This window comes from Streptomyces sp. NPDC093094 (genome assembly GCF_044754345.1).
GTDB lineage: Bacteria > Actinomycetota > Actinomycetes > Streptomycetales > Streptomycetaceae > Streptomyces.
Genome location: NZ_JBIVOX010000015.1, coordinates 92,691 through 107,875 on the forward strand (window position 1 = coordinate 92,691; position 15,185 = coordinate 107,875).

General features: G+C 72.4%; 14 protein-coding genes and 1 riboswitch. Of the genes, 8 read left to right on the forward strand and 6 right to left on the reverse strand.

Going from position 1 to position 15,185, the window contains the following annotated elements; translation table 11 throughout:
- Positions 1 to 140 precede the first annotated feature (140 nt).
- From frr to ACIQGV_RS28875, 8 genes are all read left to right on the forward strand, one after another.
- On the forward strand, positions 141 to 698 hold the full coding sequence (gene frr, locus ACIQGV_RS28840) for a ribosome recycling factor (protein ID WP_166020979.1): 558 nt from the start codon (positions 141 to 143) through the stop codon (positions 696 to 698).
- Positions 698 to 1,855, forward strand: coding sequence for a phosphatidate cytidylyltransferase (locus tag ACIQGV_RS28845; RefSeq protein WP_402499257.1), 1,158 nt, complete (start codon positions 698 to 700; stop codon positions 1,853 to 1,855). Before frr ends, ACIQGV_RS28845 begins: the two co-directional genes overlap by 1 nt.
- A 168-nt stretch (positions 1,856 to 2,023) precedes the next feature.
- Positions 2,024 to 2,473 carry an SRPBCC family protein gene (locus ACIQGV_RS28850; protein WP_402499259.1) on the forward strand — a complete coding sequence of 150 codons (450 nt, stop codon included), beginning with the start codon at positions 2,024 to 2,026 and terminating at the stop codon, positions 2,471 to 2,473.
- A 205-nt stretch (positions 2,474 to 2,678) separates the two neighbouring features.
- Positions 2,679 to 3,809 carry a 23S rRNA (adenine(2503)-C(2))-methyltransferase RlmN gene (rlmN, locus tag ACIQGV_RS28855; RefSeq protein WP_402499262.1) on the forward strand — a complete coding sequence of 377 codons (1,131 nt, stop codon included), beginning with the start codon at positions 2,679 to 2,681 and terminating at the stop codon, positions 3,807 to 3,809.
- A 27-nt stretch (positions 3,810 to 3,836) separates the two neighbouring features.
- A riboswitch (TPP riboswitch) is annotated at positions 3,837 to 3,944 on the forward strand.
- A 79-nt stretch (positions 3,945 to 4,023) separates the two neighbouring features.
- Positions 4,024 to 5,106, forward strand: a complete 1,083-nt coding sequence (locus ACIQGV_RS28860; RefSeq protein ID WP_402499264.1) for a thiamine ABC transporter substrate binding subunit — start codon at positions 4,024 to 4,026, stop codon at positions 5,104 to 5,106.
- Complete coding sequence (locus tag ACIQGV_RS28865) at positions 5,082 to 6,749, forward strand: ABC transporter permease (RefSeq protein ID WP_402499267.1); 1,668 nt, start codon at positions 5,082 to 5,084, stop codon at positions 6,747 to 6,749. Before ACIQGV_RS28860 ends, ACIQGV_RS28865 begins: the two co-directional genes overlap by 25 nt.
- Positions 6,749 to 7,768 (forward strand): ABC transporter ATP-binding protein, encoded by a 1,020-nt coding sequence (locus ACIQGV_RS28870; RefSeq protein ID WP_402499269.1) that lies wholly within the window; start codon positions 6,749 to 6,751, stop codon positions 7,766 to 7,768. Before ACIQGV_RS28865 ends, ACIQGV_RS28870 begins: the two co-directional genes overlap by 1 nt.
- 288 nt (positions 7,769 to 8,056) lie before the next feature.
- A complete protein-coding gene (locus ACIQGV_RS28875) occupies positions 8,057 to 8,839 on the forward strand; it encodes a maleylpyruvate isomerase family mycothiol-dependent enzyme (RefSeq protein ID WP_402499271.1) in 783 nt (260 codons plus the stop codon).
- A gap of 35 nt (positions 8,840 to 8,874) precedes the next feature.
- Here the strand turns inward: ACIQGV_RS28875 and ACIQGV_RS28880 are convergent, their stop codons facing one another.
- The 6 genes from ACIQGV_RS28880 to ACIQGV_RS28905 form a co-directional block, all read right to left on the reverse strand.
- Positions 8,875 to 9,576, reverse strand: a complete 702-nt coding sequence (locus tag ACIQGV_RS28880) for an LAETG motif-containing sortase-dependent surface protein (protein ID WP_402499273.1) — start codon at positions 9,574 to 9,576, stop codon at positions 8,875 to 8,877.
- A gap of 162 nt (positions 9,577 to 9,738) precedes the next feature.
- Complete coding sequence (locus tag ACIQGV_RS28885) at positions 9,739 to 10,863, reverse strand: LOG family protein (RefSeq protein ID WP_402499276.1); 1,125 nt, start codon at positions 10,861 to 10,863, stop codon at positions 9,739 to 9,741.
- 67 nt (positions 10,864 to 10,930) lie between these two features.
- Positions 10,931 to 11,338 (reverse strand): VOC family protein, encoded by a 408-nt coding sequence (locus ACIQGV_RS28890; RefSeq protein ID WP_402499279.1) that lies wholly within the window; start codon positions 11,336 to 11,338, stop codon positions 10,931 to 10,933.
- A gap of 118 nt (positions 11,339 to 11,456) precedes the next feature.
- The gene (locus ACIQGV_RS28895; protein ID WP_402499282.1) at positions 11,457 to 12,863 is read right to left on the reverse strand and encodes a hypothetical protein; all 1,407 of its coding nucleotides are present in this window, start codon (positions 12,861 to 12,863) and stop codon (positions 11,457 to 11,459) included.
- Complete coding sequence (locus tag ACIQGV_RS28900; protein WP_402499285.1) at positions 12,845 to 13,585, reverse strand: ABC transporter ATP-binding protein; 741 nt, start codon at positions 13,583 to 13,585, stop codon at positions 12,845 to 12,847. Before ACIQGV_RS28900 ends, ACIQGV_RS28895 begins: the two co-directional genes overlap by 19 nt.
- A 223-nt stretch (positions 13,586 to 13,808) precedes the next feature.
- Positions 13,809 to 15,173 (reverse strand): aspartate aminotransferase family protein, encoded by a 1,365-nt coding sequence (locus ACIQGV_RS28905; RefSeq protein WP_402499288.1) that lies wholly within the window; start codon positions 15,171 to 15,173, stop codon positions 13,809 to 13,811.
- Positions 15,174 to 15,185 lie beyond the last annotated feature (12 nt).

Sequence of the window (15,185 nt, forward strand, 5' to 3'; positions counted from 1 at the left end):
AGACACACCCGGAGCCTGACCGGGGGATGGACAATGTTCCGCCGGTCGGGAACCGTGCAGGTACAAGACGCGACGCAGCCGGCCGCCGCCCCTACGAGGAACCGCAGCCGGGCCTTACTCAAGACACGCAGGAGCAAGTGGTGATCGAAGAGACCCTCCTCGAGGCCGAGGAGAAGATGGAGAAGGCCGTCGTGGTCGCCAAGGAGGACTTCGCCGCGATCCGCACCGGCCGTGCGCACCCGGCGATGTTCAACAAGATCGTGGCCGACTACTACGGCGCGCTGACGCCGATCAACCAGCTGGCCTCGTTCTCCGTGCCGGAGCCGCGCATGGCGGTCGTCACCCCGTTCGACAAGAGCGCGCTGCGCAACATCGAGCAGGCGATCCGTGACTCCGACCTGGGCGTCAACCCGAGCAACGACGGCAACATCATCCGCGTGACGTTCCCCGAGCTCACCGAGGAGCGCCGCCGCGACTACATCAAGGTCGCCAAGACCAAGGGCGAGGACGCCAAGGTCTCGATCCGTTCCGTGCGCCGCAAGGCCAAGGACGCCATCGACAAGCTCGTCAAGGACGGCGAGGTCGGCGAGGACGAGGGCCGCCGTGCGGAGAAGGAGCTCGACGACACCACCGCGAAGTACGTCGCCCAGGTGGACGAGCTCCTGAAGCACAAGGAAGCGGAGCTGCTCGAGGTCTGATGAACGACTCTTCCTGGGGGGCGCCGCAGACCGGGTACTGGGGGCCGTCCGACCAGGGACCCGGCCGGGGGTATGCCCAAGGGGCTGCCCCGGCGGGTCCCGCGTACGATGCGCCTGAGGCGCAGCACACTCGCCCCATGCCCATCGTGCCCGGCCCACCCGCCCATGGCGGAGACCAGGATGACGACCGGGGGGCCGCTCCGCCGAGCGGCCCCTTGTTCCGCGACGACATGTCGCCAGCACAGCCGTACGACACGCCGCAGGCGCAGCCCCACCGGGCGGTGCCGCAGAATCCGGAGCCCATGCCCGACTCCCCGCAGCCGGCGCCCGCACCGCCGAAGAAGAGCGCGGGGCGGGACCTGGGTGCCGCCATAGGCGTGGGCGTCGGGCTCGGCGCGGTGATCGTCGCGTCGCTGTTCGTCGTCAAGGCCGTGTTCGTCGGCGTGGTCGCGGTCGCCGTGGTCGTCGGCCTGTGGGAACTGACCAGCCGGCTCCAGGAGCGCAAGGGCATCAAGGCGCCGCTCGTGCCGCTGGCGCTGGGCGGCGCGGCCATGGTCGTCGCCGGTTACGTCCGGGGCGCCGAGGGCGCCTGGGTGGCGATGGCCCTCACCGCGCTCGCCGTGCTCGTGTGGCGGATGACGGAGCCGCCCGAGGGCTACCTCAAGGACGTCACCGCAGGCGTCTTCGCGGCGTTCTACGTGCCGTTCCTCGCCACGTTCGTCGCGCTGATGCTCGCCGCGGACGACGGGCCCTGGCGGGTGCTGACGTTCCTGCTGCTGACCGTCGTCAGCGACACCGGGGCGTACGCGGTCGGCTGGCGCTTCGGCAAGCACAAGCTCGCCCCGCGCATCTCGCCCGGCAAGACCCGCGAGGGCCTGTTCGGCGCGGTGTCCTTCGCGATGGCCGCCGGCGCGCTGTGCATGGAGTTCCTGGTGGACGACGGCACCTGGTGGCAGGGCCTGCTGCTGGGGCTCGCGGTCGCCGCCAGCGCCACGCTGGGCGACCTCGGCGAATCCATGATCAAGCGGGACCTGGGCATCAAGGACATGGGCACCCTGCTGCCCGGTCACGGCGGCATCATGGACCGTCTGGACTCGCTCCTGCCGACGGCGCCCGTGGTGTGGCTGCTGCTGGTGCTGTTCGTCGGTTCCGGCTGACGGGCCGCGCGCACACCCCGTGCACCGCACGCCGCACACCAGGCGCGTGTCTTCCGTACGGTCCGAGCCCCTGCCCCTTCGCGGGCGGGGGCTCGTCCGTTCTCCGGCGTGGCCTCACGGCGGGCCGGGTGGGACGATTTCGGTGTACGCCCGTAAAGGGGGTCCACCATGTCCGCCATCCGAGAATCCATCGACGTCGACTGCCCTCCCGCAGACGTCTACGCGTATGTCACCGACCCCTCCCACCTGCCCGAGTGGCAGCTGAGCGCCGTCTCGGCGGAGCCGCTGGAGGAGGGGCCGCTCCACCCCGGCTCCCAGGTCCGGGTCACCCGCCGCATCGGCACCCGCGAGATGCCGATGACCGTGGAGTTCGACGCGCTCGACCCTCCGTACGCCTGGGACCTGCACGGCGTCGAGGGGCCCGTGCGGCCGCGCACCCACGGCCGGATCGAAGCGCTCGACGACGGCAGGCGCTCCAGGGTGACGATCGAGATCGACTTCGAGGGACACGGCCTCGGCAAGGTCCTGCTGCCCCTCGTCGTCCGCCCGCAGGTCCGCAAGGAACTCCCGCGCGACGAGATGCTGCTCAAGCAGCGGCTGGAGCGGACCACCGGTTAGCCGCGGCGGCCGGCCGCGCGGCCGGGGCGCGGCGGGCCCGGCGGGGCTTGACTCCGAGCAGGTACTCTGGAAGGGCTCGTGGCTCCGCCGCGGGCCCTTTCCGCCGCTCCCCGCCGTCGCGGGGACCGTCCCGTGAGGTCTCCTGGCTCCGGCACCGTCCTGCCGTGCTCCCCGCCCGCCCGGGGGATGCCAGGTCCCGCCCGTCATGAGGAGTCGTCCTACCGTGGCACGCCCCGTTCCCGGTGAGCTCACCTTCGTCGCCCCGCGCGGAGCCAAGAAGCCGCCGAGGCACCTTGCCGATCTCTCGCCCGCGGAGCGCAAGGAAGCCGTCGCCGAGACCGGCGAGAAGCCGTTCCGTGCCAAGCAGCTCTCGCAGCACTACTTCGCCCGGTACGCGCACGACCCGCAGGAGTGGACCGACATCCCCGCAGGCTCGCGCGAGAAGCTGCGGGAGGCGCTGTTCCCCGACCTGATGACCGTCGTACGGCATCTGTCGACGGACCAGGGGACCACCCGCAAGACGCTGTGGCGGCTGTTCGACGGCACGCTCGTCGAGTCCGTCCTGATGCGCTACCCGGACCGGGTGACCATGTGCATCAGCTCGCAGGCCGGATGCGGGATGAACTGCCCGTTCTGCGCGACCGGCCAGGCGGGCCTCGACCGGAACCTGTCGACCGCCGAGATCGTGCACCAGATCGTCGACGGGATGCGCGCGCTGCGGGACGGCGAGGTGCCCGGAGGCCCCGCGCGGCTGTCCAACATCGTCTTCATGGGCATGGGCGAGCCCCTCGCCAACTACAAGCGGGTCGTCGGCGCCGTCCGGGCACTGACCGACCCGGCCCCCGACGGGCTCGGGCTGTCGCAGCGCGGCATCACCGTCTCCACCGTCGGCCTGGTGCCCGCGATCCACCGGTTCGCCGACGAGGGCCTCAAGTGCCGGCTGGCGATCTCCCTGCACGCCCCGGACGACGAGCTGCGCGACACCCTGGTCCCCGTGAACACACGGTGGAAGGTGCGCGAGGTGCTCGACGCCGGGTTCGAGTACACGGAGAAGTCCGGCCGCCGGCTGTCCATCGAGTACGCGCTGATCCGGGACATCAACGACCAGGCATGGCGCGGCGACCGTCTCGGCCGGCTGCTCAAGGGCAAGCCTGTACATGTCAACCTGATCCCGCTGAACCCGACGCCGGGCTCGAAGTGGACCGCCTCGCGGCCCGAGGACGAGAAGGCGTTCGTCGAGGCCATCGCCGCGCACGGCGTGGCGGTGACCGTCCGGGACACCCGAGGTCAGGAGATCGACGGAGCCTGCGGCCAGCTCGCGGCCACCGAGCGGTAGTCTGATCCCGGACAACTTCATACCTTCGTATTCCGACAGGGGAGCGCCACAGCGCTGAGAGTGCGGCGAACGGGCCGCAGACCCTCTGAACCTCGCCCAGGTCATTCTGGGTAGGAAGTTCGGTCATCACTCGAGCTGTTGCGCCCCGCCCGGGCACCCCCAGGGGTCCCGGGCGGGGCCGCGTCTCTTCCTGGACCGTCCCAGGAGGAATCCAGTGCACACCAAGACGTTCGTCGCCGCGGCCGCCGGCCTCGGCCTGATCACGCTGTCCGCGTGCGGTTCGTCCGGCTCCGAAAACGCCGGCGGTGGATCCGGCTCCAAGACCGTCACCCTCGTCAGCCACAGCTCCTGGGCCGTCTCCGACGACGTCCTCGCCGCCTTCGAGAAGGAGTCCGGCTACCAGGTCAAGGTCCTGGAGGACGGCGACGCCGGGCAGGCCGTCAACAAGGCCATTCTGACCAAGGACAACCCCCAGGGCGACGTCCTCTTCGGCGTCGACAACACCCTGCTCTCGCGCGCCCTCGACAACGGGCTGTTCCAGCCCTACGAGGCCGAGGGGCTCGCCCGGGTCGGCGCCGCGCACCAGCTCGACAAGGACGGGCACCGGGTCACGCCCGTCGACTTCGGCGACATCTGCGTCAACTACGACAAGCAGTGGTTCGCCGACCACAAGCTGACCCCGCCGGCCACCCTCGACGACCTGGCCGAGCCCGCGTACAAGAACCTCCTCGTCACCGAGAACGCCTCCACCTCCTCGCCCGGCCTCGGCTTCCTCCTCGGCACCGCCGCGAAGTACGGCGACGACGGCTGGCAGGACTACTGGAAGAAGCTGAAGGCCAACGGCGTGAAGGTCGTCGACGGCTGGGAGCAGGCGTACAACGAGGAGTTCTCCGGCTCCGCCGGCGGCAAGAAGGCCAAGGCCGACCGGCCGCTCGTGGTGTCCTACGCGTCCTCCCCGCCCGCCGAGGTGATCTTCGCCGACCCGCGGCCCAAGGACGCGCCGACCGGCGTCGCCACCGGCACCTGCTTCCGCCAGACCGAGTTCGCGGGCCTGCTGAGCAACGCGAAGAACCCCGAGGGCGGCAAGGCGCTGATCGACTTCCTGATCTCCCCGCGCTTCCAGGAGGACATGCCGCTCAACATGTTCGTCTACCCGGTGACCGAGGGCGCCGAGGTGCCCGCCGAGTTCACCCGGTACGGTCCCGCCGCCCGGGCTCCCGAGACCATGGAGCCGGCGAAGATCGCCGAGAAGCGCGACGACTGGGTCAAGTCGTGGACCTCGCTCGTAGTGAAGTAGCCCCGAAGCGGCGCACGGGGAACGCGGCGCGGCTCGGGCTGATGGCCCTGCCCGTCGCGTTCTTCGGGCTGTTCTTCGCCTACCCCGTCGCCGCGATCGTCGAGCGGGGACTGCACACCGGCGGGGCCTGGCAGCTGGGCCGGCTCGGCGAGGTGCTCACCGACCCCGGCATCCGGCACGTGCTGTGGTTCACCACCTGGCAGGCCCTCGCCTCCACCGCGCTCACCCTGCTGATCGCGCTGCCCGGCGCCTATGTGTTCGCCCGTCTCGACTTCCCCGGCCGGCAGGTGCTGCGGGCCGTGGTCACCGTGCCGTTCGTGCTGCCCACGGTCGTCGTCGGCACCGCGTTCCTCGCCGTCGTCGGCCGCGGCGGACTCCTCGACGAACTGTGGGGCGTACGGCTCGACACCACCGTGTGGGCGATCCTGCTCGCCCATGTCTTCTTCAACTACGCCGTCGTCGTACGGACCGTCGGCGGACTGTGGGCGCAGCTCGACCCTCGGCAGGAGGAGGCCGCGCGGATGCTCGGCGCGTCACGGTTCGCCGCCTGGCGCACGGTCACCCTGCCCGCGCTGGGGCCCGCCGTCGCGGCCGCGGCCCTCATGGTCTTCCTGTTCACCTTCACCTCCTTCGGCGTGGTGCAGATCCTCGGCGGACCGACGTTCTCGACGCTGGAGGTCGAGATCTACCGGCAGACCACCGAGATCTTCGACCTGACCACCGCCGCCGTGCTCACCCTGGTCCAGTTCGCCGCGGTCGGCGCGATCCTCGCCGTGCACGCCCGGACCGTACGGCGCCGGGAGACGGCCCTGCGGCTGGTGGACGCGTCCCTGACGGCGTCCCGGCCGCGCGGGGCGGGGCAGTGGGCGCTGCTCGCCGCCGTGCTCGCGACCGTGGCCGTGCTCGTCGTGCTGCCGCTTGCGGTGCTGGTGCAGCGGTCCCTGGACGCCCCGGACCTCGGCTACTACCGGGCGCTGACCTCCTCCGACAGCGGAGTGTTCCTGGTGGCCCCGATCGAGGCGATCGGCAACTCGCTGGCCTACGCCGGTGCCGCCACCGCCCTCGCCGTGGTGATCGGCGGGCTCGCCGCGGCCGCGCTGGCCCGGCGGGACGCGGGGCGGCTCGTGCGCGGCTTCGACGCGCTGCTGATGCTGCCGCTCGGCGTGTCCGCGGTGACCGTCGGCTTCGGCTTCCTGATCGCGCTCGACGAGCCGCCGCTGGACCTGCGCGCCTCCTGGATCCTGGTGCCGCTGGCGCAGGCGCTCGTCGGCGTGCCCTTCGTGGTGCGGACGATGCTGCCGGTGCTGCGGGCGGTCGACGCCCGGCTGCGCGAGGCCGCCGCCGTGCTCGGGGCGTCGCCGTGGCGCGTGTGGCGGGAGGTCGATCTGCCGATGGTGCGGCGGGCCCTGCTGGTCGCCGCCGGGTTCGCCTTCGCCGTGTCCCTGGGCGAGTTCGGGGCGACCGTGTTCATCGCGCGCGCGGACAGTCCGACCCTGCCGGTCGCCGTGGCCAAGCTGCTCGGGCGGCCGGGAGACCTCAACTACGGGCAGGCGATGGCCCTGTCGACCATTCTGATGCTGGTGTGCGCGGCGGCGCTGCTGATCCTGGAGCGGCTGCGGACCGACCGGACGGGGGAGTTCTGATGCTGCTGGGCCTCGAAGGGGCGACCGTACGGTTCGGCGGGCGGACGGTGCTCGACGCGGTCGACCTGGAGGTCGCCGAGCACGAGACCGTGTGTGTGCTCGGGCCGAGCGGCAGCGGCAAGTCGACCCTGCTGAGGGTCGTCGCCGGGCTCCAGCCGCTGGACGACGGCCGGGTGCTCCTCGACGGACGCGACCAGAGCGGCGTGCCCGCGCACCGGCGCGGCGTCGGGCTGATGTTCCAGGACCACCAGCTCTTCCCGCAGCGGGACGCCGGCGGCAACGTCGCCTTCGGGCTGCGTATGCGCGGCGCGTCCAGGCGGGAGCAGCAGGAGCGCGTGGCCGAGCTGCTCGACCTCGTCGGCCTGCCGGGCGCCGCGGGGCGGGCCGTGGCCGCGCTGTCGGGCGGCGAGCAGCAGCGCGTGGCACTGGCCCGGGCCCTCGCCCCGAGGCCGCGGCTGCTGATGCTGGACGAGCCGCTCGGCCAGCTCGACCGTTCGCTGCGGGAGCGGCTCGTGGTGGAACTGCGTGAGCTGTTCGGCCGGCTGGGCACGACCGTGCTCGCCGTCACCCACGACCAGGGCGAGGCGTTCGCGCTCGCCGACCGGGTCGTGGTGATGCGGGACGGGCGCATCGCCCAGTCCGGCACGCCGCTTCAGGTGTGGCAGCGGCCGGCCGACGAGTTCGTGGCCCGCTTCCTCGGCTTCGACAATGTCGTGCCCGCGACCGTGACCGGCGAGGCCGCGGACACACCGTGGGGCAAGCTGCCCGTGCCCGAGGGCTCCCCGCAGGGCGCGCACGCCGTCCTCGTCCGGCCGGCCGGGGTACGGCTGGTCCCGGCCGCGGAGGGGCTGCGCTGCACGGTGGCCGCCCGCACCTTCCGGGGCACCCACGTCGCCGTCCGCCTCCAGCCCGAGGACGCGCCCCTGCTGGAGGCGGCCTGCGCGCTGCGGGAGGCGCCGGAGGTCGGCGACGAGGTGGCGGTGGCGTTCGACGCGGCGGAGACGGTCGTGCTCGGCTGACCGGTGCGGCGGCCTGCCGCGGAGGCGGCCGTTTCAGGCCGGGCGGCTCCCGGCCGGGCTGTTCTCGGCCGGGCGGCCCGGGGAGAGGTGCTCTCGGCCGACCGGGCCGAGGGCCCGAAGGGCGGCGGGGCCGTGGGGCGGCGAGGCCGTAGGGCGGCGGTGGGGCGGCGGGTCCGTGGGGTGGCCGTGGGGTGGCGGGACCTGCACGTCGTCGGTTCGGGCGATGATCGTACCGGCCCTGTGGAAAACGCCGTGCCCGCTGATCACGCAGCTCCTACCGTGGGCACCATGACGCGACTGACCCATGACCGCTACTGCGACGAGATCGCCCGCCAGGTGGACCTGTTGAGGTCCCAGGTCACTTCCGGCACCGACCTGTCGGCCACCGTGCCGACCTGCCCCGACTGGTCGCTGGAGCAGCTTCTGCGGCACACCGGCGGCGCCCTGCGCTGGGTGGAGGCGCTGGTGCGCACCCGGGCGGAGAAGGACATCCCCGAGGAGGAGATTCCCCTGGTCGGCGGTCCGGCCGCCGAGGGCGACCCCGCCGCCCTGGACGCCTGGCTGGCGGAGACCGGCGAACTGGTGGTCGCCGCGCTGCGTGCGGCGGGGCCGGACACCGGGGTGTGGTCCTGGGCGAGATCGCAGGACTCGGGCTTCTGGGCCCGTCGGATGTGCCACGAGATCACGGTCCACCGCGCCGACGCGGCCCTGACGACGGGCCTGCCCTACGAGGTCGCGCCCGAGGTGGCGGCCGACGCGATCGACGAGTGGCTGGAGATCGTGCAGTGGCTGGAGCAGAAGACACCCATACGGCCTGACGTCCCCGGCAGCATCCACCTCCATGCCACCGACACCCCGGCCGAGCTGGACGCGGAGTGGCTGATCGAGCTGACGGGAGAGGGCGTCCGGTGGCGGCGCGGGCACGAGAAGGCGACCGTCGCGCTGCGCGGCCCGCTCGTTCCGGTGCTCCTGGCGTTCTACCGCCGGCTGCCGCCGGACGCGCCGGGACTGGAGGTGCTCGGCGAGCGCGGGCTGCTGGACCTCTGGCTGGAGCGGGCCACCTTCGAGTGAGACCCGTCGACGACCCGCTCCGGTGACGCGAGGCGTCAGCTGTTGCTGTTCGAGCTGCGTCGGCGCATGCCGAAGAAGACCGCGCCACCGCCGGCCACGACCAGCGCGGCCGCGACACCGGCGATCAGACCGGTGTTGGAGTTCGCGCCCGTCTCGGCGAGGTTGGACTCACCGGCCGCGGGCGACGGGGCGTTGCCCGGCGTCTCCGCGGGCGGCGCGCTCTCGCTCTCGGGGGCCGACGGGGCCGGCGTGGTGGACTCGGACGGGGCCGGGGCGCTCTCCGAAGGCGTCTGCGACGGCTCGGGCGCCGACGGGGTGGGCTTCGGGGTGTCACCCTTCTTGCAGGGGGTGGACTCCGTCACGAGGTTCGGCTTGATGTCTTCGTCGACGAAGCCCTTGGCCAGGACGTGGATGCGGTACTCCGCATTGGGCTTCCAGTCCTCGGCGAAGGTGATCGTGGTGCCCTCGGCGGACCCCTTCACCTCCTGGGTGCCGACCAGACGGGCGTCGGCGCCGTTGTTCTCCAGGTAGACCGAGATGGTGGCGGTGACGCCGCCCGGGTCCCTGTCGGTGACGGTGATGACACCCTTGTCGCCGTCGCACGTGGCGGCGGCGGTGAACTCGCTGATGTCGCAGGCCAGCGCGTTGCCGGCGAAGCCGAGCGCGAGCGCGGCGGAGGCGGCGGCGACACCGAGGGTACGCACGGAACGGCGTGCGTTGCGGCGGGATATGGACACGTTTGTCCTTAAAGTGAAGTGCAATTGAGGGGGGTTGGGGGGAGGGAGGGGCACCCCCCGGAGGGAATGCTTCAACTCCCCCTGGAGCCTCAAAGATTTATAAGCGCTCCATAAGAAGTGTCAATGCACATACACGTCAACAGCCTCGCCTTTGCCTTCTTATTAACCGCCGAGACGTTTCAGCGCGTCAGGAGCGTCCTCGATCCGGTCGACCAGGGCGATCCGCTCCTCCATGGAGCGCTCCCGGGCGAGGGACCGGAGCAGCGGCCAGGCCGGCAGCCGCTCGGTCCAGTGCGCGCGGCCCACCAGCACCATGGGCCTGGGCTCGCCGCGGGACTCGTAGTAGTTCGGGGTCGCGTTGTCGAAGATCTCCTGCACGGTGCCGGCGGCGCCGGGGAGGAACACCACGCCCGCGTCGGAGCGGGCCAGCAGACCGTCCTCGCGGGTGGCGTTGGCGAAGTACTTGGCTATGTGGGAGGCGAAGGGGTTCGGCGGCTCGTGGCCGTAGAACCAGGTGGGGATGCCCACCGAGGTGCCGCCCTTGGGCCAGCGGGAGCGCACCTCGAAGGCGGCCGCGGCCCAGTCGGTGACGGAGGGGGTGAACTTCGGCACCGCACGCAGGAGTCCGAGGGACTCGCTCAGCATCGCGTCGTCGTACGGGGCGGCGTACGCGCCGAGGTTCGCGGCCTCCATCGCGCCGGGACCGCCGCCGGTGGCGACCGTGAGGCCGGAGCGGGCCAGCTCCCGGCCGAGGCGGGCGGCGCCCTCGTACTCGGGGGTGCCGCGGCCCATGGCGTGGCCGCCCATGACGCCCACCACCCGGGTGCGGGAAAGGAGTTCGTCGAGGGCGTCCGACACGGAGTCGTCGTGGACGGAGCGCAGGGTGGAGGCGTATATGTCACCGTCCGCCCCGGTCCGCTGGAACCAGGCGTAGGCGCGGGCGTCGGGGGTGGCCTCGTAGCCGCCGTCCGCGAGGGAGGCGAACAGCTCGTCGGGCGAGTAGAGCAGGCCGCGGTAGGGATCGAAGGGCAGGTCCGGGACGGGCGGGAAGACCAGGGCGCCGTCCGCGCGGACCTTGGCGGCGGCGTTCTCGCGCATCGGGCAGCCGAGGAAGACGGCGCCCGAGGTGCCGGTGGCGAGGAGCTCACGGGTACGGTCCGTCAGATCGACGGCCTGGACGCGGAATCCGGCGAGGGTGCCGCGGGCGGCGACGGTCGCGTCGAACTCCTCGAGTGTCTCTATCTCGCGGTCGTTGTGGTGGGCCGCATGGGCGGGCATCGTCTGCACCCGCCCATGCTAGGGGCGTTGTCCGGACTGCTCAGGCCCCCGGGCGCCGGGCCCGACACCGTCGTGCTCAGCCCTCGACGGCGGAGGGGTCCATCCAGACGATCTCCCAGGTGTGGCCGTCGAGGTCGTCGAAGGCGCGGCCGTACATGAAGTCCATGTCCTGGACGCGGGGTGAGGCGGTGCCGCCGGCGGCGACGGCCTTCTCCACGAGCTCGTCGACCTTCTCGCGGCTCTCGGCGCTCAGCGCGATCAGGACCTCGCTGGTCTTCGCGGCGTCGGCGATCTCCTTGTCGGTGAAGGTCGCGTAGAACGGCTTGGTGAGCAGCATCGCCACGATCGCGTCGCTGATGACGACCGAGGCGGCGTTGTCGTCGCTGAACTGGGGGTTGATCGAGTAGCCGAGCTCCGTGAAGAACTTCTTCGAGGCGTCGAGGTCGTTCACGGGCAGGTTCACGAAGATCATCTGTTGGTACATGCGGGCTCTCCTGTCGGGTCGTGCGGCGGTGTCGTGCCGTTCGAGGGGTAGACCGGGGGCGGGAGGAGAAGTCATCGCCCTCCGCCGGTCTTTTTCGCCTTCACCCGGCGGGCGGGTCTCAGCCGGTCAGCGGCTGTGCCGCCAGCACCGCGACGACGAGGGTCAGCGGACCGAACACCGCGAGCAGCGCCGCGGCACGCAGGGAGGCGGCCGCGCGCAGGGTGTGCGCCGGTGCGCCGAGGCGCAGCAGCGCGGACGTGGTGCCGGCGCGGGACTGCCGGGCCTCCACGGCGGCGGTGAGCAGGGTGGCCAGGGTGCAGCCGGCGACGAGGAGCGAGCCGAGGACGGTCAGGGGGCCGACGGCGGTGCCCCCGGGGGAGTGGAGCGCGCCCATGGCGTAGGCGGCGGAGGCCACCGCGCAGACGACGCCGAGGGGCCTGCCGATACGGGTCGCCTCGTCCATCAGGACGCGTCCGGCGAGGAGACGGAGGGCACCGGGCCGGACGGCCTGCAGCAGGAGGCCGCACAGATGGGTCAGTCCGGGGCCCGCCAGGGCGAGGCCGGCGGCGGTGAGGCACCAGCCGACGAGGACGCCGAGGGAGTTGCCGGTCAGGCCGCCGGGCAGGGAGAGGCCGGCGGACGCCGTGGCGCGGCCGGCCCATGCCTCCACCGCGAGGCCCGCGGCGAGGGTGGCGATGCCCCAGGGCAGGCCGGTGGGGCCGGGGCGGGGCGCGGGGACGTCCCCGTGCGAGGTGGGGCGGCCGGCTTCCCGCAGGCCGGTCCCGTCCGTGCCCGGGTCCGCCGGGGCCGGGCCGGGGAAGGTGTCGCCCGCCTGCGCCCGGCGGGCGCCCGCGCCGGCGTGTGCCGTCCGGACGGCGTGACCGTCGCCCGGGGACTGCGGCCCCGGGCCCAGCCTCGCGCCGAAGCGGCCGTACGTCCCGAAGGTCTCCTTGCCCGTGTCCTTCCCGTACGCCCCGAAGCGGCCGAAGAGCCTCGGCGTGCCGGGGCGGCGCGTCTCGCGCGGGCGCAGGAGCACCGCGACCGAGACGGAGGCGGTGACCGGGACCAGGGACAGCAGGGTCAGGGCGGCCGGGAGCGGGAGCGGCCGGTCCGCCGCCAGGACGTCCATGGCGCCGCCGTCGACGGGCAGGCCGGTGAGGTCGCCGCGGAGATGGAGGAAGAGCAGCAGGGCCAGCATCGAGCCGAGCAGCGTCGACAGGGCGGTGGCCGTCGCGGAGAGGGCCATCAGCCGGGCCGGGCCCAGCCCGATCGCCGAGAGGCCGGGCCGGGGACGGGTGCCGGGATCCGCGCGGGCCACCGCGACCGCGAAGTGGACCGTCGCGGCGAGCGGCACCGCGCACCAGGCCAGACGCAGCAGCGAGGACGCCGTCGTGTCGGGGTGGGACAGGGCGTGGCCGAGGGTGCACAGGAGGAGGAAGCCCGTGCCGGCCGAGGCCACGGCCACCAGCAGGCGGCGCAGCTGGACGGCCGGACGGGCGCCGCGGGTCAGACGGAGAGCGAGCACGTGGCCCGGCCTTCCGACTCGGCCATGGGGGGCAGGTGCACGGTGTTCACCCGGCGTCCGTCCAGCAGGTTGACGGTGCGGTCGGCGAGGGCGGCCGTCTCCGGATCGTGGGTCGCGAGCACCACCGTGATGCCGTGGGAGCGGGCGGCGGTGGTGAGGGTGCGCAGCACGTGCGCGCGGTCGGCGCGGTGCAGCGGGGCGGTCGGCTCGTCGGCGAACAGCACCGACGGGGCCGGGGCGAGGGCCCGGGCGATGCAGACGCGCTGGCGTTCGGCGTGGGTCAGCTCGTGCGGGCGCCTGCGGGACCGCTCGCCGATGTCGAGGCGTTCCAGCCACTCCAGGGCGGCCGTCTTGGCGCGGCGCCGGTTCACGCCGCGCAGCATCAGCGGCAGGGCGGCGTTCTCCCACACGTTCAGCTCGGGGACGAGGGCCGGGGTGGGGTCGATCCAGCAGAAGCGGTCGCGGCGCAGCCGTTCGCGGGCCAGGGGGCCCATGGTGTGCACGGGGACGCTGTTGAACCAGACCTCGCCGCGGCGCGCGGGCACGAGTCCCGACAGACAGGCCAGCAGGGCGGTCTTGCCGCTGCCGCGAGGGCCCCCGACGGCCAGGATCTCGCCCTCGCGGACGCCCAGCGAGACGCCGCTGAGCCCGGGTGAGCCGTCGCTGTGCTGGTAGTGCAGGGACCGTGCCCAGAGCACGTCGTTGTCCGGCGGGGCCTCCATGGCGTACACCTTCGTTCAGATCCGTAGTTCCCGTGCCTTCGTCCCCCGTGCGGGGGAACGAAGGCTGGGCCGATCGGTCACTGGCACGCTAGGCAGCCCGGGAAGGGACCCCGGACAGCACGCGGCCCCGGGCGTCCGTTTCTCACTCGAACGGACGGCACCGGGGCCGGTGTTGATCACCTGAGAGGAAGGTCGGGAAGGAAGACCGGATCCTTGGGGCGGATCAGAGCTTCGTCCACGCCTCCGTCAGGGTCGCGCGCAGGATCTGCTCGATCTCGTCGAAGGTCCCCTGGTCGGAGATCAGCGGCGGGGCGAGCTGCACGACCGGGTCGCCGCGGTCGTCGGCACGGCAGTACAGGCCGTTGTCGTAGAGGGCCTTGGACAGGAAGCCGTACAGGACGCGCTCGGTCTCCTCCTCGTCGAAGGACTCCTTGGTGTGCTTGTCCTTGACCAGCTCGATGCCGTAGAAGAAGCCGTTGCCGCGGACGTCGCCGACGATCGGCAGGTCGTGCAGCTTCTGGAGCGTCTTGAGGAACGCGCCCTCGTTGTCGAGGACGTGCTGGTTGAGGTTCTCCCGCTCGAACAGGTCGAGGTTGGCGAGGCCGACCGCGGCCGACACGGGGTGGCCGCCGAAGGTGTAGCCGTGCAGGAAGGTGTTGTCGCCCTTGTAGAACGGCTCGGCGAGGCGGTCGGAGACGATGCACGCGCCGATCGGGGAGTAGCCCGAGGTCATGCCCTTGGCGCAGGTGATCATGTCCGGGACGTAGCCGAACTTGTCGCAGGCGAAGGTGGTGCCGAGGCGGCCGAAGGCGCAGATGACCTCGTCGGAGACGAGCAGCACGTCGTACCGGTCGCAGATCTCGCGCACGCGCTGGAAGTAGCCGGGCGGGGGCGGGAAGCAGCCGCCGGCGTTCTGCACGGGCTCCAGGAAGACCGCGGCGACGGTGTCCGGGCCCTCGAAGAGGATCTGCTGCTCGATCTGGTCGGCGGCCCAGCGGCCGAAAGCCTCGGGGTCGTCGCCGAAGATCGGGGCGCGGTAGATGTTGGTGTTGGGCACCTTGTGCGCGCCGGGCACCAGCGGCTCGAAGGGTGCCTTCAGGCCCGGCAGGCCGGTGATGGACAGGGCGCCCTGCGGGGTGCCGTGGTAGGCGACCGCGCGGGAGATGACCTTGTACTTGGTCGGCTTGCCGATGAGCTTGAAGTACTGCTTGGCGAGCTTCCAGGCGGTCTCGACGGCCTCGCCGCCACCGGTGGTGAAGAAGACCTTGTTGAGGTCGCCGGGGGCCTCGTGCGCCAGGCGCTCGGCCAGCTCGACGGCCTTGGGGTGGGCGTAGGACCACACCGGGAAGAAGGCGAGTTCGCTCGCCTGCCGGGCGGCGACCTCGGCGAGCTCGGTGCGGCCGTGGCCGGCCTGGACGACGAACAGGCCGGCGAGACCGTCGAGGTAGCGCTTGCCCTTGTCGTCGTAGATGTAGGTTCCCTCACCGCGGACGATGGTCGGGACGGGGGAGTTCTCGTACGACGACATCCGGGTGAAGTGCATCCACAGGTGGTCGTACGCGCTTCGGCTGAGGTCCTTGGTGCTCACGGTTATCGGGTC